This is a genomic window from Micromonospora pattaloongensis, assembly GCF_900107255.1.
GTDB classification, from domain to species: domain Bacteria; phylum Actinomycetota; class Actinomycetes; order Mycobacteriales; family Micromonosporaceae; genus Micromonospora_I; species Micromonospora_I pattaloongensis.
The window spans coordinates 118,535-138,366 of record NZ_FNPH01000005.1; the positions used below are offsets into that span (position 1 = coordinate 118,535).

Consider the following 19,832-nt stretch of genomic DNA (forward strand, 5'->3'; position numbering starts at 1 on the left):
CGAGACGCGCTCAGCTCCGCCGGTCCACCTGCGCGATCAGCCGCTCCACGACCACGTCCGGATCGATCACCCGGTCCACCACCGCGACCAGCATCGTCTCCAGGTCCGGATACCCCAGCTCCTCGGCGAGGTTGCGCAGCGGTGTCTCGTTCGCCAGCCCCCGGTCGTGCTTGCGCAGCGTCAGCCCGATCGTGGCCCGGCCGACCCGGACCTTGTCGGCGATCGTGATGCCGGGCTCGTCGTGTTCGGCGAACCAGCGGTTGATCTGCATCTGTGCCTGGGGCGACTTGACGAAGCCGAGCCACTCCCGGCGGGGCCCGCGCGGTCCCGCGGCCGTGTCGGTCCCGGTGTGGCCGTCGCTCTCCGTGAAAATCTCCACCACGTCTCCCTCCTCCAGCTCGGAGGAGAGCGGCGCCAGCCGGCCGTTGATCGCCGCCGCCAGGCACTGGTCGCCGGTCTCGGCGTCCAGCTCGTACGCGAGATCGACCGGGGTGGAGCCGACGGGGAGCACCATGGGGCGCCCGCGCGCGAAGACCTGAATCTGCGCCTCGGCCAGATCGCAGCGCAGCGACTGCACGAACTGCGCGGCGTCGGCGGTCTCCTGCTCCCGGTCCAGCACCCGGCGCAGCCACGCCAGCTGGTCGGCCCGGGCCCTCTCGGCGTCGGTCAACCTCGGGAACCGGAAGTTGGCCGCGATGCCGTACTCGGCGACCTGGTGCATGGTCTCGGTGCGGATGAGCACCTCCACGATGCGCTGATCGGGGCCGGTGACCGTGGTGTGCAGCGAGCGGTAGAGGTTGTTCTTGGGGGAGGCGATGAAGTCCTTGAAGCGTCCCGGGACGGGCCGCCAGACGCCGTGGATGGCGCCGAGCGCCGCATAGCAGTCGGTCTCCGGGCCTTCGACGACGATCGCGATGCGCGGCAGGTCGAACGGGACCGGGTGGCCGCCGGCGACCGTGTCCTTCCAGATGGAGTAGTAGTGGCGCGGGCGCGGCGTGACCGTGGCGTCCACCTTCCCCCGCTTGAGCGCGACCTTCGCCTGCGCCTCCACCTGCGCGAGATATTCCGCCCAGTGTGGACGGTTCTGCACGTGGTCGTCGATCCGCGCGTACTCCTCGGGCTCGAGGTGATAGAGGACCACGTCGTCGAGTTCGCGCTTGAGCGCCTGGATGCCGAGCCGGTCGCAGAGCGGCACCAGCACGTCGAGCGTCGCGCGGGCGATGCGGTGCCGGGACGCGGGGGAGCGGGCGTCGAGGGTACGCATGTTGTGCAGCCGGTCCGCGAGCTTGATGATCAGCACCCGGACGTCCTTGCCGGCTGCCACGATCATCTTGCGGATCGTCTCCGCCTCGGCCGCTTTGCCGTAGAACTCCTTGTCGAACTTCGTGACGCCGTCGACCAGGTGGGCCACCTCGGGTCCGAAGTCCTCGTCGAGCGCCTGCAGCGTGTACCGCGTGTCCTCGACGGTGTCGTGCAGCAGCGCGGCGACCAGCGTGATGGTGTCCATCCCGAGCTCGGCGCAGATCTGGGCGACCGCGAGCGGATGCGTGATGTACGGATCGCCGCTCTTGCGGAACTGCCCCCGGTGCATGCTCTCCGCGATCGCGTAGCCGCGCCGCAGCACCGAGGTGTCGGCGGAGGGATGGATGCCGCGGTGGGTGCGCGCCAGCCGGGTGACGGGGTCGTCGTCGGACATCGGCCAGGACAGGAACGACCGGAGCCGGGCGGTGAGGGGGAGTTCGGTTGACTGACTCGACAGGACACGTCCGAGGGCGGCGCCGTGGCCGGCGTCGACGTCCACGCGGGGACACCTCCTCACCGAACTCCGGCGAACGCGGGGGATCGACGCCGGAGAGCGCCGCACAACGGGGGCGTTGGCTGTCAGGACTGCACTTGCCTAACAGACTAAGTGAGTGGACGTAGCCCGATCGGTCACTTGCGGCTGGTCGTTCGGTTGAGTCTTACGCCGACGCTCCCGCCTCCGCCCTGGCCAGCAGATCCCGGAACCGGGCGGCCCCCCGAACGGGTGACGCCCATCCGGAGGAGAGCGCCACCAGCCGGGTCTCCGGACGTTCCAACCACGCCAGGATCCGCTCGGACTCCTCCGCCGAGGCGTTCGGGACCGGGCCGTGCCCCGGCAGCACCGTCTCCGCCGTGGCGCGCATGACCTCCAGCGTCGGCCGCGGATGCACGCGCGGCGGCGACGTGGCCGCCCCCGCGAGCCGGCCGTGCCGCACCAGCGCCAGCTCCCAGCCGCCGTCGCGGGCCCGCCGCGCCGCGACCAGCTCCTCGATCCGGGTCAACGCGGCCAGCCGCTGCATCCGCAGCGTCGCGCGGAGCAACGCGGCGAGCCGGCCGCGCACGACCGCCGCCTCCTCGTAGCGGTGCGCCGCGGACAGGGTGTCGATGCGGGCGAGCAGCGCGTCGACGAGCGGCTGCGGGTCGCCGACCGTGGCGGTGCGGAACGGCGTCGCGGCCCGGTCGGCGTACTCGTCGACCGAGATCCGGTGCTCGCACGGCGCCGGGCAGCGTCCCAGCTCGGCGAGCGAGCACGCCGGCATGGTGGTGCGGGGGGAGAGCCGGTGGTTGCACTGGCGCAGTGGCAGCGCGTCGTGCACGGCGGCCGCGGCGAGCTCCGCGGTGCGACGCGACGTGAACGGCCCCAGGTAGGCGTCGTCGCCGTGGCCGATGGCGCGCACGACGGAGAGCCGCGGATACGCCTCGGCGGTCAGCTTGAGCCACTGCACCCGCTCCGGAAACTTGGAGCGCCGGTTGTACGGCGGGGCGTGCGCGCCGATCAACCGCAGCTCGCGGACCTCCGCCTCGAGCGCGTGGGCGCACTCGACCGCGTCGACGCGCTCCGCCGCCGCGAGCATCTCCGAGATCCGCGCCCGCTTCTCCGAGGCGGTGAAGTAGCTGCGCACCCGGGTCGCGATGTCGCCGGAGGTCCCGACGTAGAGCGGCCGGTCGTCGGCGGCCCGGAAGATGTAGACGCCGGGGGCGTGCGGTAGCCCCTCGGCGAGGTGCCGTTTGCGCCGCTGCGTCGGCGTGACCGCCTTGCTGAACTCGATCGCGTCGCCCAGCGTCTGTACGTCGTGGCCGCCCAGCCGGGCGATCAGCCCGTGCAACACGTCGACGGTGGCCCGGGCGTCGTCCAGGGCCCGGTGGGTGGGCTGGGTGCGGGTGCGGAAGAACGCGGCCAGGGTGCCGAGCTTGCGGTTGGGCACCTCGTCGCGGGTCAGCACGCGACGGGCCAGCGCCGCGGTGTCCAGCACCCGCGGGTTCGGCCACGGGTAGCCGTGCCGGACGCAGGCGGCCTTGAGGAACCCGACGTCGTAGGGGGCGTTGTGGGCGACCAGCACGGCGTCGCGGATGAACTCCAGGAAGCTCGGGAGCACCACCTCGATCGGCGGGGCGGGCGTGACCATCGCCTGGGTGATGCCGGTCAGGACCGTGATGTACGGCGGAATCCGCTCGCCGGGGTTGACCAGCGTGCCGAGCACGCCGAGCTCCTCGCCGCCGCGGACCTTCACCGCCCCGATCTCGGTGATCCCGCCGCCGGCCGGCGCGCCACCGGTGGTCTCCAGGTCGACCACCACGAAGGTCGTTTCCCGCAGCGACAGGGCGGTGGGGCCCAGCTCCACGTCGGTGGGCAGGCCGTCGAGGGTGCCCTGGACATACTCCGGTTGTGCCACGCGCCGCAGCGTAGGTGCCGGGTACGACACGCTCCTTTCGGGTGCGCGCACCGTGACGATCGGCTCCACTTGGAAAGATCGTTTCGCCCGTCGGGCGACGGTGACCTGGCCGGTGGGAGACTTGGCACATGTCCGCTCCGGAACCCTCCGACGATCGCCTCGCCGCCGAAGCGGTCGAGCCCGCGCGCGCCGCGGCCCCCGAGGGGCCGGAGGGCGAGCCGGAGCCCGCGCTTCCGGAGCCGGTCCGGCAGCGGGTGGTGGCGCTCGCCGCCGCCGCGCTGCCCGGCCTGCCCCTCGACGAGCTGCCGGTGCCGTTGCGCCGGGTGGCGAAGTTCGCGCCCAACCGGCGGGCCCGGCTGGGCGGTGGGGCGATCGCCACGCAGCTCGCCGGCGACCCGTTGTTCCGGCAGCGGATCGGCGCCCGGGCGCTGGGCGAGGCCGGTGACCTCGGCGCCGCGATCGTCGAGGGCGTCTCGCCGGGCGCCGCGGACCCCGTCGACGTCGCCGCGCTGGCGTACCTGGCCCGGCCGGCGGGCTGGCGCGACGTGGTCGAGGCGGCGGGCGCGGCGGTGCGGGCGGAGGCGGAGAGCGCGGCCGTGGCGGACCTCGTCCGGGAGGCCGAGCAGCGGGCCGCGCGCGCCGAGCACGACCGGGCGGTCGCCAAGATCGAGGCCGACAAGCTCCGCGACGAGCTGGCGCGGGTGCGCGAGGAGCTCGGCCAGCTGCGCGAGGAGAGCCGGGTGATGGCCAAGGCGCTCCGCGAGGAGCAGGCCGCCCAGCGGCGCACCGCGGAACTGCTCGCCACCGAGAAGGGGCGGACCGCGCGGGCGGCCGCCGACCACGACGCCGAGCTGCGACGGCTGCGCGCCAAGCTCGCCGACGTCGAGGCGGCGGCCGGCACGGCGCGGCAGACCGCCAGGGACGCGCGCGCCGTCGACGACGCGCGGTTGTGGCTACTGCTGGAGACGATCGGTCAGGCCGCGGTCGGGCTGCGCCGGGAGCTGGCGCTGGATCCCGCCGACCGGCTGCCCGCGGACTTCGTCGCGGACGCTTTCGCCGAGCGGCCGGTCGCGGCCAGCGCCGCGCGGGCCCGCGACACCGACGACCCGGCGCGTCTCGACGACCTGCTGGCCCTGCCCCGCGCGCACCTCATCGTCGACGGCTACAACGTGACCAAGCGCGGCTTCGGCGACATGCCACTGGAGCAGCAGCGCAAGCGGCTCGTCACCGGCCTGGGCGGCATCGCGGCGCGGACCAGCGACGAGGTGACCGTCGTTTTCGACGGCGCGGAGCGGATGCACGGTCTGCCGCCGGCGCCGCGCGGGGTCCGGGTGCTCTTTTCCCGCAAGGGGGAGACCGCCGACGACCTGATCCGCCGGCTCGTCCGGGCCGAGCCGTCCGGCCGCCCGGTCATCGTGGTCTCGTCGGACCGCGAGGTCGCCGACGGGGTACGCCGGCACGGCGCCTACCCGATGGGCGCCGACTCCCTGCTGCGCCGCCTCGCCCGCGCCTGACCTCGCGGTCCCGCGCCGACCGGGGACTCTCGCGTGATCGGCGGGGAGGTCCTCCTCGCCCCGAACCGGCCGCGCGTCCGGGTTGTCGTACCCGTCGCCTAGCGTCGATGTCACCCACGGTGGTCGGACCGCACGTGTCCGCTCACGACCTGGAGGAGGCACGATGCTGATCGACTGCGACAACTGCGCGGTGCGCGGCGCGGCGTGCGCCGGGTGTGCCGTGACGGCCCTGCTCGACCCGTCGCAGGACGTCGGAGAGCTCACCCCCGACGAGGTGGGGGCGATCGAGCTTCTCGCCCGCGCCGGGCTCGAGCCGCAGGTGCTGGCGGCGCCGCGGCAGACCGCGCCGCTGCGGCTCGTGCCGCGTCCGCGTCGTCGACGCCGCGTCGCGTAGGAGCGGCCGGCCCGCGGCCGACCGGCGCGGCGTCGGTCGCCGCAAGCGCCGGCCATAGGATGGGCGGCGCTGACGGCGGCGGGAGGAGCGACACGATGACCCCTCGGACGTGGGCGGCGGTGACCCTCGCCGGTCTCGTCGTCGCGTTGGCGGTCGCGGCGCTGCTGCTGGTGCCGTGGACCCGTCCGCCCGCGCCGCGCGCCGATCAGCTCGCCGCGCTGCGGGACCTGCCGGCCCAGCAGGTGGCGCGGGGTCGGGCGTTCCACGCGGCCCTGCGGCCCGGCGGCTACGCCGCGCTGCTCCTCGGCCTCGTCGTGGCGCTGGCGCTCGGCCTGACGCCGCTGGGCGCGAAGATGATCACCCTGGCCGGCCGCCCCTTCGGCGACCACTGGATCGCCCAGGCGGTCGTCGGCGGGTTGGCGGTGGTGCTGCTGGCCGACGTGCTGACGCTGCCGTTCGCGGCGTGGCGGCACGCCGTCGTCGACCGCTACGGCCTGTCGACGCAGAGTTGGGGCGGCTGGGCGGTGGACGTGCTCAAGTCGTACGCGATCACCGCCGTGATCGGGGCCGTCGCGCTGCTCGGCTTCTACACCGTGATCCGGCTGGCGCCGCGCTGGTGGTGGGCGTTCGGCGCCGCGGGCGCGGCCGCCCTGGTCGTGCTCCTGTCGTTCGTCCTGCCGGTGCTGGTCGAGCCGGTCTTCAACAAGTTCACGCCGATGGAGCCGGGCCCGCTGCGCACCGAGCTGATCGCGCTCGCCGAACGCGACGGCGTGCCGGTGCGCACCGTGCTGGTCGCCGACGCGTCCCGGCGGACCCGCGCCGTCAACGCCTACGTCTCGGGGATCGGGCCGACCCGCCGGATCGTCGTCTACGACACGCTGCTGCGGGAGGCGCCGCCCGGCGAGGTGGTCGCGGTGGCGGCGCACGAGCTGGGGCACGCGAAGGACCGCGATGTGCTCGCCGGGACGCTGCTGGGCGCGCTCGGCGCGGCGGCCGTCGTCGTCGGGCTCTACCTGCTCGGGTCGTGGCGCGGGCTGTTGCGGGCGGCGGGGGTGGAGTCGATAGCCGAGCCCCGGGCGTTCGCGCTGATCGTCGCGGTCGTCACCGTCGCGGGGCTGCTGTCGACGCCGCTGCAGGCCTTCGTGTCGCGGCGGGTGGAGGCACGCGCCGACGCGCACGCGCTCGCGTTGACCGGCGACCCGGCGGCGTTCGAGGCGATGCAGCGCCGGCTCGCCGGGATCAATCTCAGCGACCCGGACCCGCCGCGCTGGGAGTACCTCTACTCCGCCACCCATCCCTCCACGGTGGAGCGGATCGCGGCGGCGCGGGCGCACGCGCGGAAGGCGGGCCGGTGAACCGTACGCTGCTGGTGACCAACGACTTCCCGCCGCGGCCGGGCGGGATCCAGTCGTTCGTGCACAATCTCGCGCTGCGCCAACCCGCCGGCTCGCTGGTGGTCTACGCGTCGACCTGGCGGGGGGCGGAGAAGTTCGACGCCGACCAGCCGTTCGAGGTGGTCCGGGAGCCGACGAAGGTGCTGCTGCCCACTCCGGCGATCGCCCGCCGCGCCGCGCAACTCGCCCGGGAGCACGGCTGCGACACCGTCTGGTTCGGCGCGGCCGCCCCGCTGGGGCTGCTCGCCGCCGGGCTGCGGCGGCGGGCCGGGATCACCCGGGCGGTCGCCCAGACGCACGGGCACGAGGTCGGCTGGGCCGCGCTGCCGGGTGCGCGTACGGCGTTGCGGCGGATCGGGCGCGGCGTCGACGTGGTCACGTACCTCGGCGAGTACACGCGGGTGCGGCTGGACCGCGCGCTGCACGGGCTGACCGATCTGCAGCGGCTGGCGCCGGGGGTGGACGTCGAGGCGTACCACCCGGACGTGGACGGCACCGAGGTGCGCCGCCGGCTCGGCCTGTCCGACCGGCCCGTCGTCGTGTGTGTCTCGCGGTTGGTTCCCCGGAAGGGGCAGGACGCGTTGATCCGCGCGCTGCCGGAGATCCGGCGCCGGGTGCCCGGAGCCGCGCTGCTGATCGTCGGCGGTGGGCCGTACCGGGAGACGCTGCAGCGGCTCGCCCGGGAGGCGGGGGTCGCCGACCACGTGGTCTTCACCGGCTCGGTGCCGTGGGCGCAGCTTCCCGCGCACTACGCCGCCGGTGACGTCTACGCGATGCCGTGCCGCACCCGCAACCGCGGCCTCGACGTCGAGGGGCTGGGCATGGTCTACCTGGAGGCGTCGGCGACCGGGCTGCCGGTGGTGGCGGGGGATTCCGGTGGCGCTCCCGACGCGGTGCGCGAGGGGGAGACCGGTTACGTGGTCAACGGCCGGGACGTTCCGCAGCTCGCCGACCGGGTGGCGACCCTGCTCGCCGACCCGGAGCTGGCCCGCCGGATGGGGGCGGCCGGCCGTGCCTGGGTGGAACGGGAGTGGCGCTGGGAGACCCAGTCGGCGCGGATGACCCGACTGCTCGCCGGCTGAGCGCGGCCCCGGCCGCCAGCGGGATCCGCCGGCGCGTCGCGCCGGGCTGCGCCGCGCCGGGCGGCGGCCAGGCCAGCAGCGCGGGCGACGGGCCGACGGTCCCGGGCGGCGGTCAGGCCAGCAGCGCGGCGATCCGGGCCGACGGTCCCGGGCGGCCGAAGTGCCAGCCCTGGGCGGCCTCACAGCCGATCGACCGGAGTCGTTCGGCCTGGCCCGCGGTCTCGACTCCCTCCGCGGTGACGGTCAGGTCGAGGGTGTGCGCCAGGGTTACCAGGGCGGCCAGGATCCGCTCGTCGGTGTGGCTGGCGGGGCCGTCCGCCGCCCGCAGCCCGGCGACGAACGAGCCGGCGACCTTCAGCCCGCGCACCGGTAGCGATCGCAGGTACGCGAGGTTGGAGTAGCCGGTGCCGAAGTCGTCGATGGCGATCCGGATGCCGACGTCGGCCAGCCGCCGCAGGGCCTGTACGGGCCGGTCCGCCGCGCTCATCAGCGCGCTCTCGGTGATCTCCAGTTGCAGCTGCTCCGGCGGCAGCCCCGTGCGGTCGAGCACCTCGATCACCTCGTCGACCAGCCCGGGATCCTGCACCTGCCGGACCGCGAGGTTGACGCTGACGTAGGGGGCCCGGGGGCTGAGGTCGAGCCACCGCCGCGCCTGTCGGCAGGCCTCCGCCAGCACCCACCCACCGAGCCGCACGATCAGCCCGGTCTCCTCCGCCAGGGTGATGAACTGGTCGGGGCGGAGCCGGCCGAGCTGCGGATGATCCCACCGGACCAGGGCCTCGACGCCGAGCAGCCCGCCGGTCTCGAGGGAGACCAGCGGCTGGTAGTCCACATAGAACTCGGCCCGGTCCAGCGCCCCGGGCATCGCGGCCGACAGCGCGTACCGCGCCAGTTCGCGTTCGTTGCGCTCCGGGTCGAACAGCGCCCACCGCCCCTTGCCCGCGGCCTTGGCCCAGTGCAGCGTGATGTCCGCCGCCCGCATCAGCTCGCTCGCGGTGGTGCCACGCACCGGCCGTTCCACGATGCCGATGCTCGCCGAGACGGTCAGCTCGTGCCCATCGACCACCTCGGTCGCCCCGATCGCCGCGAGCGCCGCGTCAGCGACCTTGAGCACGTCGTCGGTGCAGGTCGTCTCCTCGACGAGGATGACGAACTCGTCGCCACCCAGCCGGGCGACCAGATGGTCGCCGATGGTGCGCCGGAGCCGGTCGGCGACCGACACGAGCAGCAGGTCGCCGACCTGGTGTCCGAGCGTGTCGTTGATCATCTTGAATCCGTCGAGGTCGACGAAGCAGACGCCGAGCCGCCGCGATTGCGGACCGGAACGGTCGAGGGCGGCCCCGAGGCGCTCGGTGAACAGCGTCCGGTTCGGCAGATCGGTCAGCGGGTCGTGCGTCGCCTGGTGCCGGAAGCGCGCCTCGCTCTCGCGCAGTGCCTGCTCGGCCTGCTCCCGCGCGACCATCGCGGCCCGCCGAATCGTCTCCTGTTCGTCGAGGGTGCGGTCGCGCAGCGCCCGGGCGTACCCGGCGGCGACCGCCCCGAGCAGCCGGGCCATCCGGTCGTGCAGGCCGGCGCCGGCGAGGTCCAGGTCGCGCAGCAGGCGCAGGTCGATGACCTCCAGCGTGCGGCCGAGCCCTTCCGCGGAGGCGATGTGGGCGCCGACCAGCTCCGCGCCGACCTGCTGGCCGGTGCGCAGGCCGAACGGCTCGGAGCGAAGCGCCTCGACGAGCCGGACGGTGAGCCCGGCCAGGAACTCCTGCAGCTGGGCCGGGGTCATCGGGACGTAGCTCGTCCCGCTCACCGCCTTCGCCCAGGCGTCGACGAAGGCGGTCAGGCCGGACGGCGCGGGCGTGGGCGCTGTCGGTTGATCCTGGTCAACCACCGAGCCGACCCACTCCACCGATGAAGCCGGAGGCCTCGCCGTCCTCGGCGCCCTCCGGGGAGTCGGGGCGCCACTGCGGCACCCAGACCAGGCCCGGCTCGACGAGCGTGAAGCCGTCGAAGAGGCGTACGAACTCGGCGCGGCTGCGTACCCGGAGCGGGTTGTCCGTGCGCTGATAGACGTGCTCGGCCTCGGCGCGCTCGTCGGCCCGGCGGCCGTCGTCGCTGGCCTGGGAGAGCGTCAGGTAGCTGCCGGGGGCGAGCGTCTCACGGAACGTCGCGATGATCCCGGCGGGGTCGTCGGAGTCGGGGACGAAGTGCAGCACCGCGACGATCATCACGGCGACGGGTCGGGTGAAGTCGAGCAGCTTGTGGACCTCGGGGTGTTCGAGGATCCGTTCGGGGTTGCGCAGATCCCCGTGCAGGACCGTCGCGCGGTCGTTGCCGGCGAGGATCTCGCGGCTGTGCGCGACGGCGACCGGGTCGACGTCGACGTAGACGACCCGCGCGTCCGGTGCGGCCCGCTGGGCGATCTCGTGGACGTTGCCGACGGTGGGGATGCCGGAGCCGATGTCGAGGAACTGCCGGACGCCGGCGTCGATCAGGAACTGCACGGCGCGGCGCAGGAACGCCCGGTTGGCCTGGGCCATCAGCGGCGCCTCGGGCACCGCGGCGATCATCGCCTGCGCGGCTGCCCGGTCGACGGCGAAGTTGTGCGACCCGCCCAGGTAGTAGTCGTACATCCGGGCGACGCTCGGTCGCTCGATGTCGATGCTCTCCGGTGCCCAGTCGGGGCGCTGCATAGCTCGCTCCTCATTTGTCCCAGGTTGCACTGTTTTCCCTGCTCACTGACGCCGCTAGGTATTCTGCCCGCCCCGTGCCCGGCTATCCAGACCGAGCGATATGTGTAGCGGCGTCCACTCGGTCGCATCGACCGTTCGCGGCGTGCCGCAGTCCCGTCCCCGGGAGCGGCAATGGTCAATGCCAGGTCGGCGTGGCACCGTATATTTCGTGCAAACCTCGCCCATGACCGGTCTGCTGGTCGCCGCGCTGGTGCTCGCCGGCGCCACCGCCTTCGGACTGTGGCGGCGCAGCCGCGCCGGTCGGCTGCGTGCCGTCGCCACCGTGACGCCGCACCGCCGCGCCGCGACAATGCCGGACGCCGCCACGACGCCGGACGTTCACCGCGCGACCCCGGACCCGGCCGCGGCGGCCCCGGACGGAACGACCGCCGACCCGGCCCCGGCGGCGGACGCCCACGGCAGGACGCCGGGCCGGGCCGCGACGGACACGGTCCCGCCGGAGCTGCTCGCCGGGCTCGGCGTCGAGGCCGGCGTGCCGGTGACGCTGCTGCAGTTCTCCTCCGCGTTCTGCGCGCCGTGCCGCGCCACGCGGCGGGTACTGACCGAGGTGACGGGGGTCCTCGACGGTGTACGGCACGTCGAGGTCGACGCGGAGAGCCACCTCGACGCGGTCCGGGCGCTGAAAGTGTGGCGGACGCCGACCGTGCTCGTCGTCGACGGGGAGGGGCGGATCGTCCAACGGGCCTCGGGTGTGCCGGCGAAGGCGCAGGTGATCGCCGCGCTGGCACCCCTGCTGGCCCCGGCGCGTCCATGACCTCCGCCGTCGGTCGCGCCCGGTGCGTCGGCCGGCGGCGTCATCCACTCAGCTACGCTCGGCGCCGCACCACCCGTACCCATCGGAGTCCCTGATGCTGCTCGACCCGCGCGGCCCGCGCTTCGGCGCGGTACTCACCGCCATCGTCTTCGTCGCCGTCCTCGTCACCGGCGCGTGGTGGCTCGCTCTCGCTCAGGCGGTGGTTTTCGCCGTCACCGCCGTGGATCCACGGCGCGGGCCGTACGCCCTGCTCTTCCGCGCTCTCGTGGCGCCGCGCCTGCCGCGCCCCGCGGAGCTGGAGCCGGCGGCGCCGGTGCGTTTCTCGCAGGTGGTGGGACTGGTCTTCGCGCTCGGCGCGGCGCTGGCGTACCTGCTCGGGGCGCCCGTGGTCGGCATGACGCTCGCCGGCGCCGGGCTGGCCGCGGCGTTCCTCAACGCTGCCTTCGATCTCTGCCTCGGATGCGAGGGGTATCTGGCGATGCGCCGGCTGACCGGTCGGCCGATGGCGGCGCGGGTGCCGGCCGCCGGCGAGCAGCCGACCTCCTGACCGCGCCGCGAAAGGGGAGCCGACGGCGTGCCGGCGGCTCCCCGGATCCGGCGCGGGTGGGGGATCAGAACTTCGGCGCGTCGGGCGCCTCGAGCAGCCCGAGCCGCAGCGCGGTCATCAGCGCCTGCGCACGGTTTGCGGCGCCGAGCTTCTCGTAGAGCTTCGAAATGTGGGTCTTCGCCGTCGACTCGCTGACAAAGAGCTGCTTGGCGATGCCGGCGACGCTCATGCCGTCCGCGAGCAGGCGGAGCACCTGCCCCTCCCGCGGCGACAGCTGCGGCCCGGAGGGGGCCAACCGCCGCTTCATCGCCTCGGCGAGGTCGGCGGCGGTGAACGCGCTCGGCGAGGACGCGGCGTGCCGGGCGGCGGCGACGACCTCGTCGGCGGGGGCGGTCTTCGGCACGAACGCGCTCGCGCCGGCCTCCAGAGCGCCGAAGAGCTGGTCGTCGCCGGCGTACATGGTCAGGACGACGATGCCCATCGTGGCGCTGGACTTGCGCAGCGCGCGGGTGGCCTCGAGGCCGCTGCCGTCGGGGAGGCGCAGGTCCATGATCACGACGTCGGGCTGCAGCGCGCCCGCCTGGCGGACGCCCTCCGCCGCCGTCGCGGCCTCGCCGACGACCTCGAACTGCCGGTCCCGCTCGAACGCGTGCCGCAGGCCCTTGCGGATCAGGTCGTGATCGTCGACAAGCAGGACCTTGGTACGGGTCGTCGGCATGGGGCTGGTGGTCATGCTCCGGTTACTCCCCTTCTGGTGCTCACACGCTATCTCGCACGCTATCGCGCCGAGGCGAGGTTCCCAGCACCACGGCCACTGTAGTACCGCTGGGGTGTCGTGGTCTGATCTCCAGCCGGCCCCGGATACGTTCCGCTCTCTCGGCCATGATCGCAAGACCGTACCGCCCGTCCGGGCGCTGGTCGGCAATGCCCTGACCATCATCCGACACTTCGATTTGGGCGAAGGGCGGATCCACGGCGCAGGTGACCCACAGATTCGCCGCGCCCGCGTGCTTGCGCGCGTTGGTGATGGCCTCCTGCGCGATGCGCAGCAACTCGGCCTCCGTCGCGGCGGGCAGCCGCGCGGTCGACTCGTCCAGCGACAGGTGTACGCGCAGCCCGCCCGACGCGCCGACGGTGCGCGCGTACTCCGCGATCGCGGCCGCGAGCCCGCCGTGCCGGTCGACCTCGCTGCGCAGCTCGAAGAGGCTCAGCCGCAGCTCGGTGATGACCCGGGTGACCTCGCCGCGCAGGGTGCGCAGCTCCTCCGCCGTCTCCGTGGCCTCCTCGGGCAGCGTCGCGAGCGCGTTGTCGATGCCGTAGCCGACCATCACCAGCTCCTGCGCGACGCCGTCGTGGATCTCCCGCGCCAGCCGCTGCCGCTCCTCGTTCGTGGCCAGCGAGCGCACCTCGTCGAAGAGGAGCGCGGCCTCCAGGCGCAGCGCGGCCGGGCGGGTGAGCGCGGTGACGAGCCGTACCACCGAGGCCGGGTAGGCGTTGGCCACGTCGGCCTCGAGCGTGACCAGGCCGATCGTGCGGACCCCGGCGACCAGCGGCACCACCAGCGCCGACACGTCGCCGCCGCGGTGCGACCGCGCCTGCGACCGGCTCGCGGTCTGCGGCTGCTGGCTCGCCCAGGCGTCGGCGATCGCGGAGTCGGCGTCGAGTGTGGTCTCCCAGTCGACCCGGTCGACGCCGGCCTGCGCGAGCACCACGAGCCGGCCGCCGCCGCTGGCCGACAGCACCGCCATCCGGTCGGCCCGGGCCACCGTGCGCAGCTCCTCGATGAGGTGCTCGGAGATGCCGCCCGGATCCAGTGTGGCGCCGGGCAGCTGCCGGGCCACGCTGCGCAGCTGGGTGAGCAGCCGGGTCGCCTCGGCGTACGGCTGGGGCTTGGTCTCGCCGCGCGTCTGCATGATCCGTTGCAGCGTGCCGGCCGCCACGGTGCCGAGCGCCGCGAGGACCAGCCACTGCGCGCAGACCGCGACGTAGCCGAGCTGGGTGATCTGCGGCTGCCCGCCGCTGCGGGTGAGGACCCCGCTGACCAGCAGCGTCAGCGCGGCCACGCCGAGCAGCGCGGCCGCCTCGCGGAGGCGCCGGTGCAGCGCCGCGACGGTCAGCGGCACCGACAGGTAGGGCAGCATGGCGGAGGCGCCGAGCCCGGGGGTGAGCGAGGCGCCGACGGTGGCCATCGCCGCGACCTGGCTGGCCGCCAGCGCGACGATCACCACCTCGGCGAAGCGGCCGAGCGGCCCGAGGATCCGGTGCCGCGGCGCGACGACGGCCGGCACACCGGCCACCGCGAGCAGCCCGATCCAGCGCAGCTCGGTGACGTCGTGGGTCGTGATCAGGGTCAGCACCGCCACCAGCGCGAGCATGACCACCCGCGCCGTCGCGGCGAGCGGGTGGGGGCGGGGTACGGGGGCTGCGGATACGGACACGTGACGGATCGTAGTCAGTGACCGTAGATGCCGCTGATCTCGTCCGCGTACGTCTGCTGCACGACGTTGCGCTTGACCTTCAACGACGGGGTCATCTCGCCGGTCGCCTCGGTGAAGTCGCGGGGCAGGATGCGGAACACCTTGATCGCCTCGGCCTTGGAGACCGCCGCGTTGGCCTCGTCGATCGCCTTCTGGATCTCCGCCCGCAGCCGCTCGTCGTCGCGCAGCTCGGCGACGGTGGCGGTGGCCGGGTGGCCCGCCTCGGCCAGCCAGTTCGGCCACGCCTCCTCGTCGATGGTGACCAGCGCGGCGATGAACGGCCGCCGATCGCCGACCACCACCGCCTGGCTGACCAGCGGGTGGACCCGGATCCGGTCCTCCAGCACGGCGGGGGCCACGTTCTTGCCGCCGGCCGTGACGATGATCTCCTTCTTGCGGCCGGTGATCTTCAGGAAGCCGTCGGCGTCGAGCTCGCCCAGGTCACCGCTGTGGAACCAGCCGCCGGTGTCGATCGCCTCCGCCGTGGCCTGCGGGTTGTTCCAGTACTCCCGGAACACGATGTCACCCTTGATCAGGATCTCGCCGTCGTCGGCGATCCGGATCGTGACGCCGGGCAGCGGCCGGCCGACGGTGCCGATCCGGGTCGCGTTCTGCAGGTTGGCGGCGGCGGCCGGCGAGGTCTCGGTGAGGCCGTAGCCCTCGTAGACGGTCACGCCGACGCCGCGGAAGAAGTGCGCGAGCCGGGCGCCGAGCGGGGCGCCGCCGGAGATCGCGGTGGCGCAGTGGCCGCCCAGGGCCGCCCGCAGCTTGCCGTAGACCAGCCGGTCGAAGAGCTTGTGCTGCAGCTTCAGGCCCAGTCCCGGGCCGCCCGGGGTGTCCCGCGCCTCGCTGTGGGCGATGGCCACGCGCTCGGCCTTGTCGAAGATCTTGCCCTTGCCGTCGGCGTGCGCCTTCTGCTTGGCGGTGTTGTAGACCTTCTCGAACACGCGCGGAACCGACAGCACGAAGGTCGGCTTGAAGTCCTGCAGCTCGGCGACCAGGTTCTTGGTGTCCGGGGCGTGCCGCATCGTGGCGCGGGCCTGCACCATGCCGATCTGGATCAACCGGGCGAAGGCGTGCGCGAGCGGCAGGAAGAGCAGCGTCCGGGCGCCCGCGTGGAACAGGTCGGGCAGCATCGGGATCGCGTTGGAGATGTCCGAGTGCATGTTGCGGTGGCTCAGCACGCAGCCCTTGGGCCGGCCCGTCGTCCCGCTGGTGTAGATGATCGTCGCGATGTCGCCGGCCTTGACGGCGCGGCGCCGCTGGTCGATCTCGGCCGGCGGAACCGACGCGCCGCGCTCGCGCAGCGCGTCGAGGTCGCCGGCGTCGATCTGCCACACCTCGCGCAGCGCCGGAAGGTCGTCGCGGACGCCGGCCAGCGCCATCGCGTGGCCGTTGGTCTCGACAAAACAGCCGATCGCGCCCGAGTCAGAAAGGATCCACGCCATCTGCTCCGCGCTGGAGGTCTCGTAGATCGGCACCGTCACCGCGCCGACCGCCCAGATCGCGTAGTCCAGCAGCGTCCACTCGTACCGCGTCTTGCTCATCAGCGCGACCCGGTCGCCCGGGCCGACGCCCGCGGCCACCAGGCCCCGCGCCACCGCCACCACGTCGTCGCGGAACTGCGCGCACGTCACGTCCGTCCACCCGGCCGGGGTCGGACGGACGAACTGCACGGTGTCCGGAGCCAGCTCCGCGTTGTCCCAGACCGGATCGGTCAGGTTGGCGGCGTCACCGATCGTGACCACCGGGGGTACGGAGAACTCGCGCACGTGCACTCCCTCGTGCTCTTCGGGGGGCCCGGACGGGGTGGGGCCGTGGTGCGGCCGGTCCGGCTGGAACGAAACCTACCCGGCGGGCCGACGGACCCGCGCGGTCGGCCCCGGCGTCCCGCCGTCGCCCAGCCCGGCGTGGGAGCCGGTCAACCGGCCGATCGATCACGCGTCGGCACGGGGTAGCCTGCCCCCCATGGCCGACTCCTCCACCCAGTCGATCGTCATCGACGCGCCACCGCCGCAGGTGGCCGCGGTGATCTGTGACTTCCCGCGCTACCCGGAGTGGACCGAGGCGCTCAAGCGGGTCGAGGTGATCGAGGAGTACGAGGACGGCTACGCCAGCCAGGTGCGGTTCGTGCTCGACGCGGGGGTGCTGGCGGACGAGTACACCCTCGCGTACGAGTACGCCGAGGATATCTCGCGGATCGAGTGGCGCCTGGTCGCGCCCTCCACGATGCAGAAGCGGCAGATCGGGTCGTACGACCTCGACGACAACGGCGACGGCACGACCACGGTGACGTACACGCTCGAGGTGGAGTTGGCGGTCGGGATGCTCGGGATGTTCCGGCGCAAGGCCGAGAAGATGATCATGGATACCGCGTTGAAGCAGCTCAAGCGCCGGGTCGAGGGACCCGGGCGGACTTCGTAGAACGGCGGGGGAGCACGACGATGCGGGGCACGGATCCCGGTTCGGCGCGTGAGGAGGCGGAACGCCTGGTCGCCACGGTGCTCGCCGCGGCCCGGCTCGCCGCCGGGCACAACGCGCGCGGGGCCGGTCCATTCGCCGCGCTCGGCGACGCCGTCCTGGGTGCCTTCGGGCCGGCGGCCGGCGCGGGGCGGCACGGCGGGACGCCGGCCGGCGGCTTCGCCACCGGCAGCGCCGAGTGCTGCGTCTGCCCGGTCTGTCGCGTGATGGCCGCGCTGCGCGACCCCAGCCCCGAGTTCGCCGAGCGGCTCGCCACCGGTGCGGGCGATTTCGCGGCCGGCCTCGCCAGCCTGCTCCGCTCGTTCGCGGCCGCGAGCGGCGACGCCGGCGAGCGGACGGCCGCCCCCGAGGACGACGCCGGCGGGCGGACGGCCGCCGCCGGCGATACCGGCGGCTGGACGGCCGCCGCCGGCGCGCCCGAGTCGGGGCGCGCCGACGCCGCGCGGCCCGATCCGTCGGCCCCCGATGATCGAATCTGGCGCGCCGCCACCCGCCCCGGCGATGATTCGTGGCCGGCGGCCACCGACGCGTCGCCGGCGCCCGCACAGCGCGACGTGGCGTCCTCGTCCGAGCAGGACGTGGCGTTCGCGTCCGAGCAGCAGGACGTGTGGGCGGCGGCGACCCGCGCGGACGCCGAGAATGGGGACGCGTCCGGCGACGCCGCGGGCGGGACGCGCCCGCGGCGCGTCAAGCCGATGGCGCGCAAGGCGGTCCGGCGGCCCGCGGGCGCGCCGCCGGGGTCGGACGCGGCGTCCGTCGGGTCGGGGAGGTCGCCGAAGAAGGCGACGCCGCGCCGGATCGACGATGATCCGGACGCGTCCGACGGCGGGGACGCGGAACCGCGCGCCGAGGCGTGAGGCGGCTGCGCAGGCTCAGGGGGCGGCGACGCCGGATCGCGATCCGGCGTCGGGCACAGCAGAGGGGAGTGGCGGCATGACGCTGACCATCGGGGTCGACGTGGGCGGTACGAAGGTGGCCGGCGGCGTGGTCGACCCGGACGGGAAGGTGCTGGCGCGCACCCGTCGGGACACTCCGGCGGAGGACGTCGCGAAGACCCGGGACGTGATCGTCGATGTGGTCACGGAGCTGGCCGCGAGCCACCCGGTGACGGCGGTCGGCATCGGCGCGGCGGGATGGATCGACGCCGCCCGGTCGACGGTGCTCTTCGCGCCGAACATCGCCTGGCGCGACGAGCCGTTGCGCGACTACGTCAGCGCCGCGGTCGAGCTCCCGGTGATCGTCGAGAACGACGCGAACGTGGCCGCCTGGGCCGAGTTCCGCTACGGCGCGGCCCGGCACGCGGACGACTCGATGATCATGTTCACCGTCGGCACCGGCATCGGCGGCGGCATCGTGCTCGGCGGCGAACTGGTGCGCGGCGCCCACGGCATCGCGGCGGAGCTGGGGCACATGCTGGCGGTGCCGAGCGGCCACCTGTGCGGCTGCGGCCGGCTCGGCTGCATCGAGCAGTACGCCAGCGGCCACGCGCTGGTGCGCTTCGCCCGCGCGGGCGCGCGGCAGGAGCCGGACCGGGCCACCGGGCTGCTCGCGCTGGCCGGCGGCGACGCCGAGCTGATCACGGGCCCCATGGTCACCGCCGCCGCGCAGGCCGGCGACCCGGTCTCGCAGCACGCGTTCGCCCAGATCGGGCACTGGCTGGGCATCGGGTTGGCCGACATGGTGCAGATCCTCGATCCGCAGGTGCTGGTGCTCGGCGGCGGCGTCGTCGAGGCCGGTGACCTGCTGCTCGGGCCCACCCGGCGCTCCTATGTAGAGGCGCTGGCGCAGCGGGGCAGACTGCCGGTGGCGGAGTTGCGCCCCGCCGAGCTGGGTAACACCGCGGGCATGGTCGGCGCCGCCGACCTGGCCCGGCGGCGGTGACGGCGGTCGCCGACCGGGCGACCGCGACGACGGAGGGGCGGGACGTGAGCCAGGCGCACGCCGATCCCGGGGGCCCCGGGACCGAGCCGGCCACGGGGGTGCGGCTGCGGGTGCTGTCGTACAACGTGCACAGCCGGCGCGACGACGTCGATGCGCTGGTCGCGGTCGTGCGCGACCTGCGGCCCGACGTGATGATCGTGCAGGAGGGGCCGCGGCGGTTCCGGTGGCGGCAGAAGGCCGCCGCGTTGGCGCGCTCCTTCGGCATGGTGGTCGCCGCCGGCGGGCTGCCCTCGTTGGGCAACGTCGTGCTGACCACCCTGCGCGTGCGGGTCGTCGACACCTGGTGCCTGCGGTACCCGCTCACGCCCGGGCGGCACCTGCGCGGCGCCGTCTTCGCGCGCTGCGCGGTCGGGCCCGCGGCGTTCGTGGTGGCCGGCTCGCACCTCGGCACCGATCCGACCGAGCGTCCCGGGCAGGCCGCGCTCTTCAAGGAGGCGATGTCCGGGGTGGGGTCGCCGTTGATCGTCGGCGCCGACCTCAACGAGAACTCCGGCGGCGCCGCCTGGCGCACCATCGCCGACGGGCTCACGGACACCGCGCTCGCCGCCGACCGCGCCGACCGGCTCACCTTCTCCTGCGCCAATCCGCGCGACCGCATCGACGCGCTCTTCGTCGACCCGCGGATCGGGGTCGTCGACTACGACGTGGTCGACACCGAGACGAGTCGCCGGGCCAGCGACCATTTCCCGGTCGTCGCCGACCTCATGGTGCCGGCGCTCGGCTGACCCGGCGCCGTCGGCGTGGCGATCCCGCCGACGGCGTGGCGATCCTGCCGCCGGGGTGGACAAGGCGGCCCCGAGCCGGGAGGA

The 19,832-nt window shown here is 74.2% G+C and carries 16 protein-coding genes and 1 pseudogene; 10 read left to right on the forward strand and 7 right to left on the reverse strand.

Annotation, left to right across the window (positions count from 1 at the left end):
- Window positions 1-10: 10 nt before the first annotated feature.
- Window positions 11-1,801, reverse strand: a complete 1,791-nt coding sequence (locus BLW47_RS15500; protein ID WP_091557134.1) for a RelA/SpoT family protein — start codon at window positions 1,799-1,801, stop codon at window positions 11-13.
- Between the two features lie 160 nt (window positions 1,802-1,961).
- Window positions 1,962-3,695, reverse strand: a complete 1,734-nt coding sequence (locus tag BLW47_RS15505) for a DEDD exonuclease domain-containing protein (protein WP_091557138.1) — start codon at window positions 3,693-3,695, stop codon at window positions 1,962-1,964.
- Window positions 3,696-3,823: 128 nt separating this feature from the next.
- Between BLW47_RS15505 and BLW47_RS15510 the strand changes: the two genes are divergently transcribed.
- From BLW47_RS15510 to BLW47_RS15525, 4 genes are all read left to right on the forward strand, one after another.
- Window positions 3,824-5,209 (forward strand): NYN domain-containing protein, encoded by a 1,386-nt coding sequence (locus BLW47_RS15510; RefSeq protein ID WP_091557140.1) that lies wholly within the window; start codon window positions 3,824-3,826, stop codon window positions 5,207-5,209.
- Between the two features lie 163 nt (window positions 5,210-5,372).
- Window positions 5,373-5,603, forward strand: a complete 231-nt coding sequence (locus BLW47_RS15515; protein ID WP_091557143.1) for a hypothetical protein — start codon at window positions 5,373-5,375, stop codon at window positions 5,601-5,603.
- A gap of 95 nt (window positions 5,604-5,698) precedes the next feature.
- Window positions 5,699-6,958 carry a M48 family metallopeptidase gene (locus BLW47_RS15520; RefSeq protein ID WP_091557147.1) on the forward strand — a complete coding sequence of 420 codons (1,260 nt, stop codon included), beginning with the start codon at window positions 5,699-5,701 and terminating at the stop codon, window positions 6,956-6,958.
- Window positions 6,955-8,079 (forward strand): glycosyltransferase family 4 protein, encoded by a 1,125-nt coding sequence (locus BLW47_RS15525; RefSeq protein ID WP_091557151.1) that lies wholly within the window; start codon window positions 6,955-6,957, stop codon window positions 8,077-8,079. The genes BLW47_RS15520 and BLW47_RS15525 overlap by 4 nt, the downstream gene beginning before the upstream one ends.
- 112 nt (window positions 8,080-8,191) lie before the next feature.
- On the opposite strand, the gene BLW47_RS15530 is transcribed toward BLW47_RS15525, so the two are convergent.
- Together BLW47_RS15530 and BLW47_RS15535 are read right to left on the reverse strand one after the other, a co-directional pair.
- A complete protein-coding gene (locus BLW47_RS15530) occupies window positions 8,192-9,856 on the reverse strand; it encodes a putative bifunctional diguanylate cyclase/phosphodiesterase (RefSeq protein ID WP_091558132.1) in 1,665 nt (554 codons plus the stop codon).
- 97 nt (window positions 9,857-9,953) lie between these two features.
- Window positions 9,954-10,763, reverse strand: a complete 810-nt coding sequence (locus BLW47_RS15535; protein WP_091557155.1) for an SAM-dependent methyltransferase — start codon at window positions 10,761-10,763, stop codon at window positions 9,954-9,956.
- 208 nt (window positions 10,764-10,971) lie between these two features.
- On the opposite strand from BLW47_RS15535, the gene BLW47_RS15540 reads away from it, so the two are divergent.
- Together BLW47_RS15540 and BLW47_RS15545 are read left to right on the forward strand one after the other, a co-directional pair.
- Entirely contained in the window at window positions 10,972-11,577 is a 606-nt protein-coding gene (locus BLW47_RS15540) for a thioredoxin family protein (RefSeq protein WP_245736680.1), read from the forward strand.
- A gap of 94 nt (window positions 11,578-11,671) precedes the next feature.
- A complete protein-coding gene (locus BLW47_RS15545) occupies window positions 11,672-12,124 on the forward strand; it encodes a DUF4395 domain-containing protein (protein WP_091557161.1) in 453 nt (150 codons plus the stop codon).
- A gap of 64 nt (window positions 12,125-12,188) precedes the next feature.
- Here the strand turns inward: BLW47_RS15545 and BLW47_RS15550 are convergent, their stop codons facing one another.
- The 3 genes from BLW47_RS15550 to BLW47_RS15560 form a co-directional block, all read right to left on the reverse strand.
- Window positions 12,189-12,857 carry a response regulator transcription factor gene (locus BLW47_RS15550; protein WP_091557164.1) on the reverse strand — a complete coding sequence of 223 codons (669 nt, stop codon included), beginning with the start codon at window positions 12,855-12,857 and terminating at the stop codon, window positions 12,189-12,191.
- Window positions 12,858-12,882: 25 nt separating this feature from the next.
- On the reverse strand, window positions 12,883-14,505 hold the full coding sequence (locus BLW47_RS15555; RefSeq protein ID WP_245736700.1) for a sensor histidine kinase: 1,623 nt from the start codon (window positions 14,503-14,505) through the stop codon (window positions 12,883-12,885).
- A 71-nt stretch (window positions 14,506-14,576) separates the two neighbouring features.
- Entirely contained in the window at window positions 14,577-16,373 is a 1,797-nt protein-coding gene (locus BLW47_RS15560; RefSeq protein ID WP_091558138.1) for an AMP-dependent synthetase/ligase, read from the reverse strand.
- 196 nt (window positions 16,374-16,569) lie between these two features.
- Here BLW47_RS15560 and BLW47_RS15565 point away from each other — a divergent pair, with 196 nt between their 5' ends.
- From BLW47_RS15565 to BLW47_RS15580, 4 genes and pseudogenes are all read left to right on the forward strand, one after another.
- Complete coding sequence (locus BLW47_RS15565) at window positions 16,570-17,025, forward strand: SRPBCC family protein (RefSeq protein WP_091557168.1); 456 nt, start codon at window positions 16,570-16,572, stop codon at window positions 17,023-17,025.
- Between the two features lie 20 nt (window positions 17,026-17,045).
- Window positions 17,046-17,396 (forward strand): annotated as a pseudogene (locus BLW47_RS25925) (hypothetical protein); the annotation flags it as partial.
- Between the two features lie 619 nt (window positions 17,397-18,015).
- Complete coding sequence (locus tag BLW47_RS15575) at window positions 18,016-18,963, forward strand: ROK family glucokinase (protein WP_091557171.1); 948 nt, start codon at window positions 18,016-18,018, stop codon at window positions 18,961-18,963.
- A 44-nt stretch (window positions 18,964-19,007) separates the two neighbouring features.
- The gene (locus tag BLW47_RS15580; protein WP_091558141.1) at window positions 19,008-19,748 is read left to right on the forward strand and encodes an endonuclease/exonuclease/phosphatase family protein; all 741 of its coding nucleotides are present in this window, start codon (window positions 19,008-19,010) and stop codon (window positions 19,746-19,748) included.
- The last annotated feature ends 84 nt before the right edge of the window (window positions 19,749-19,832 follow it).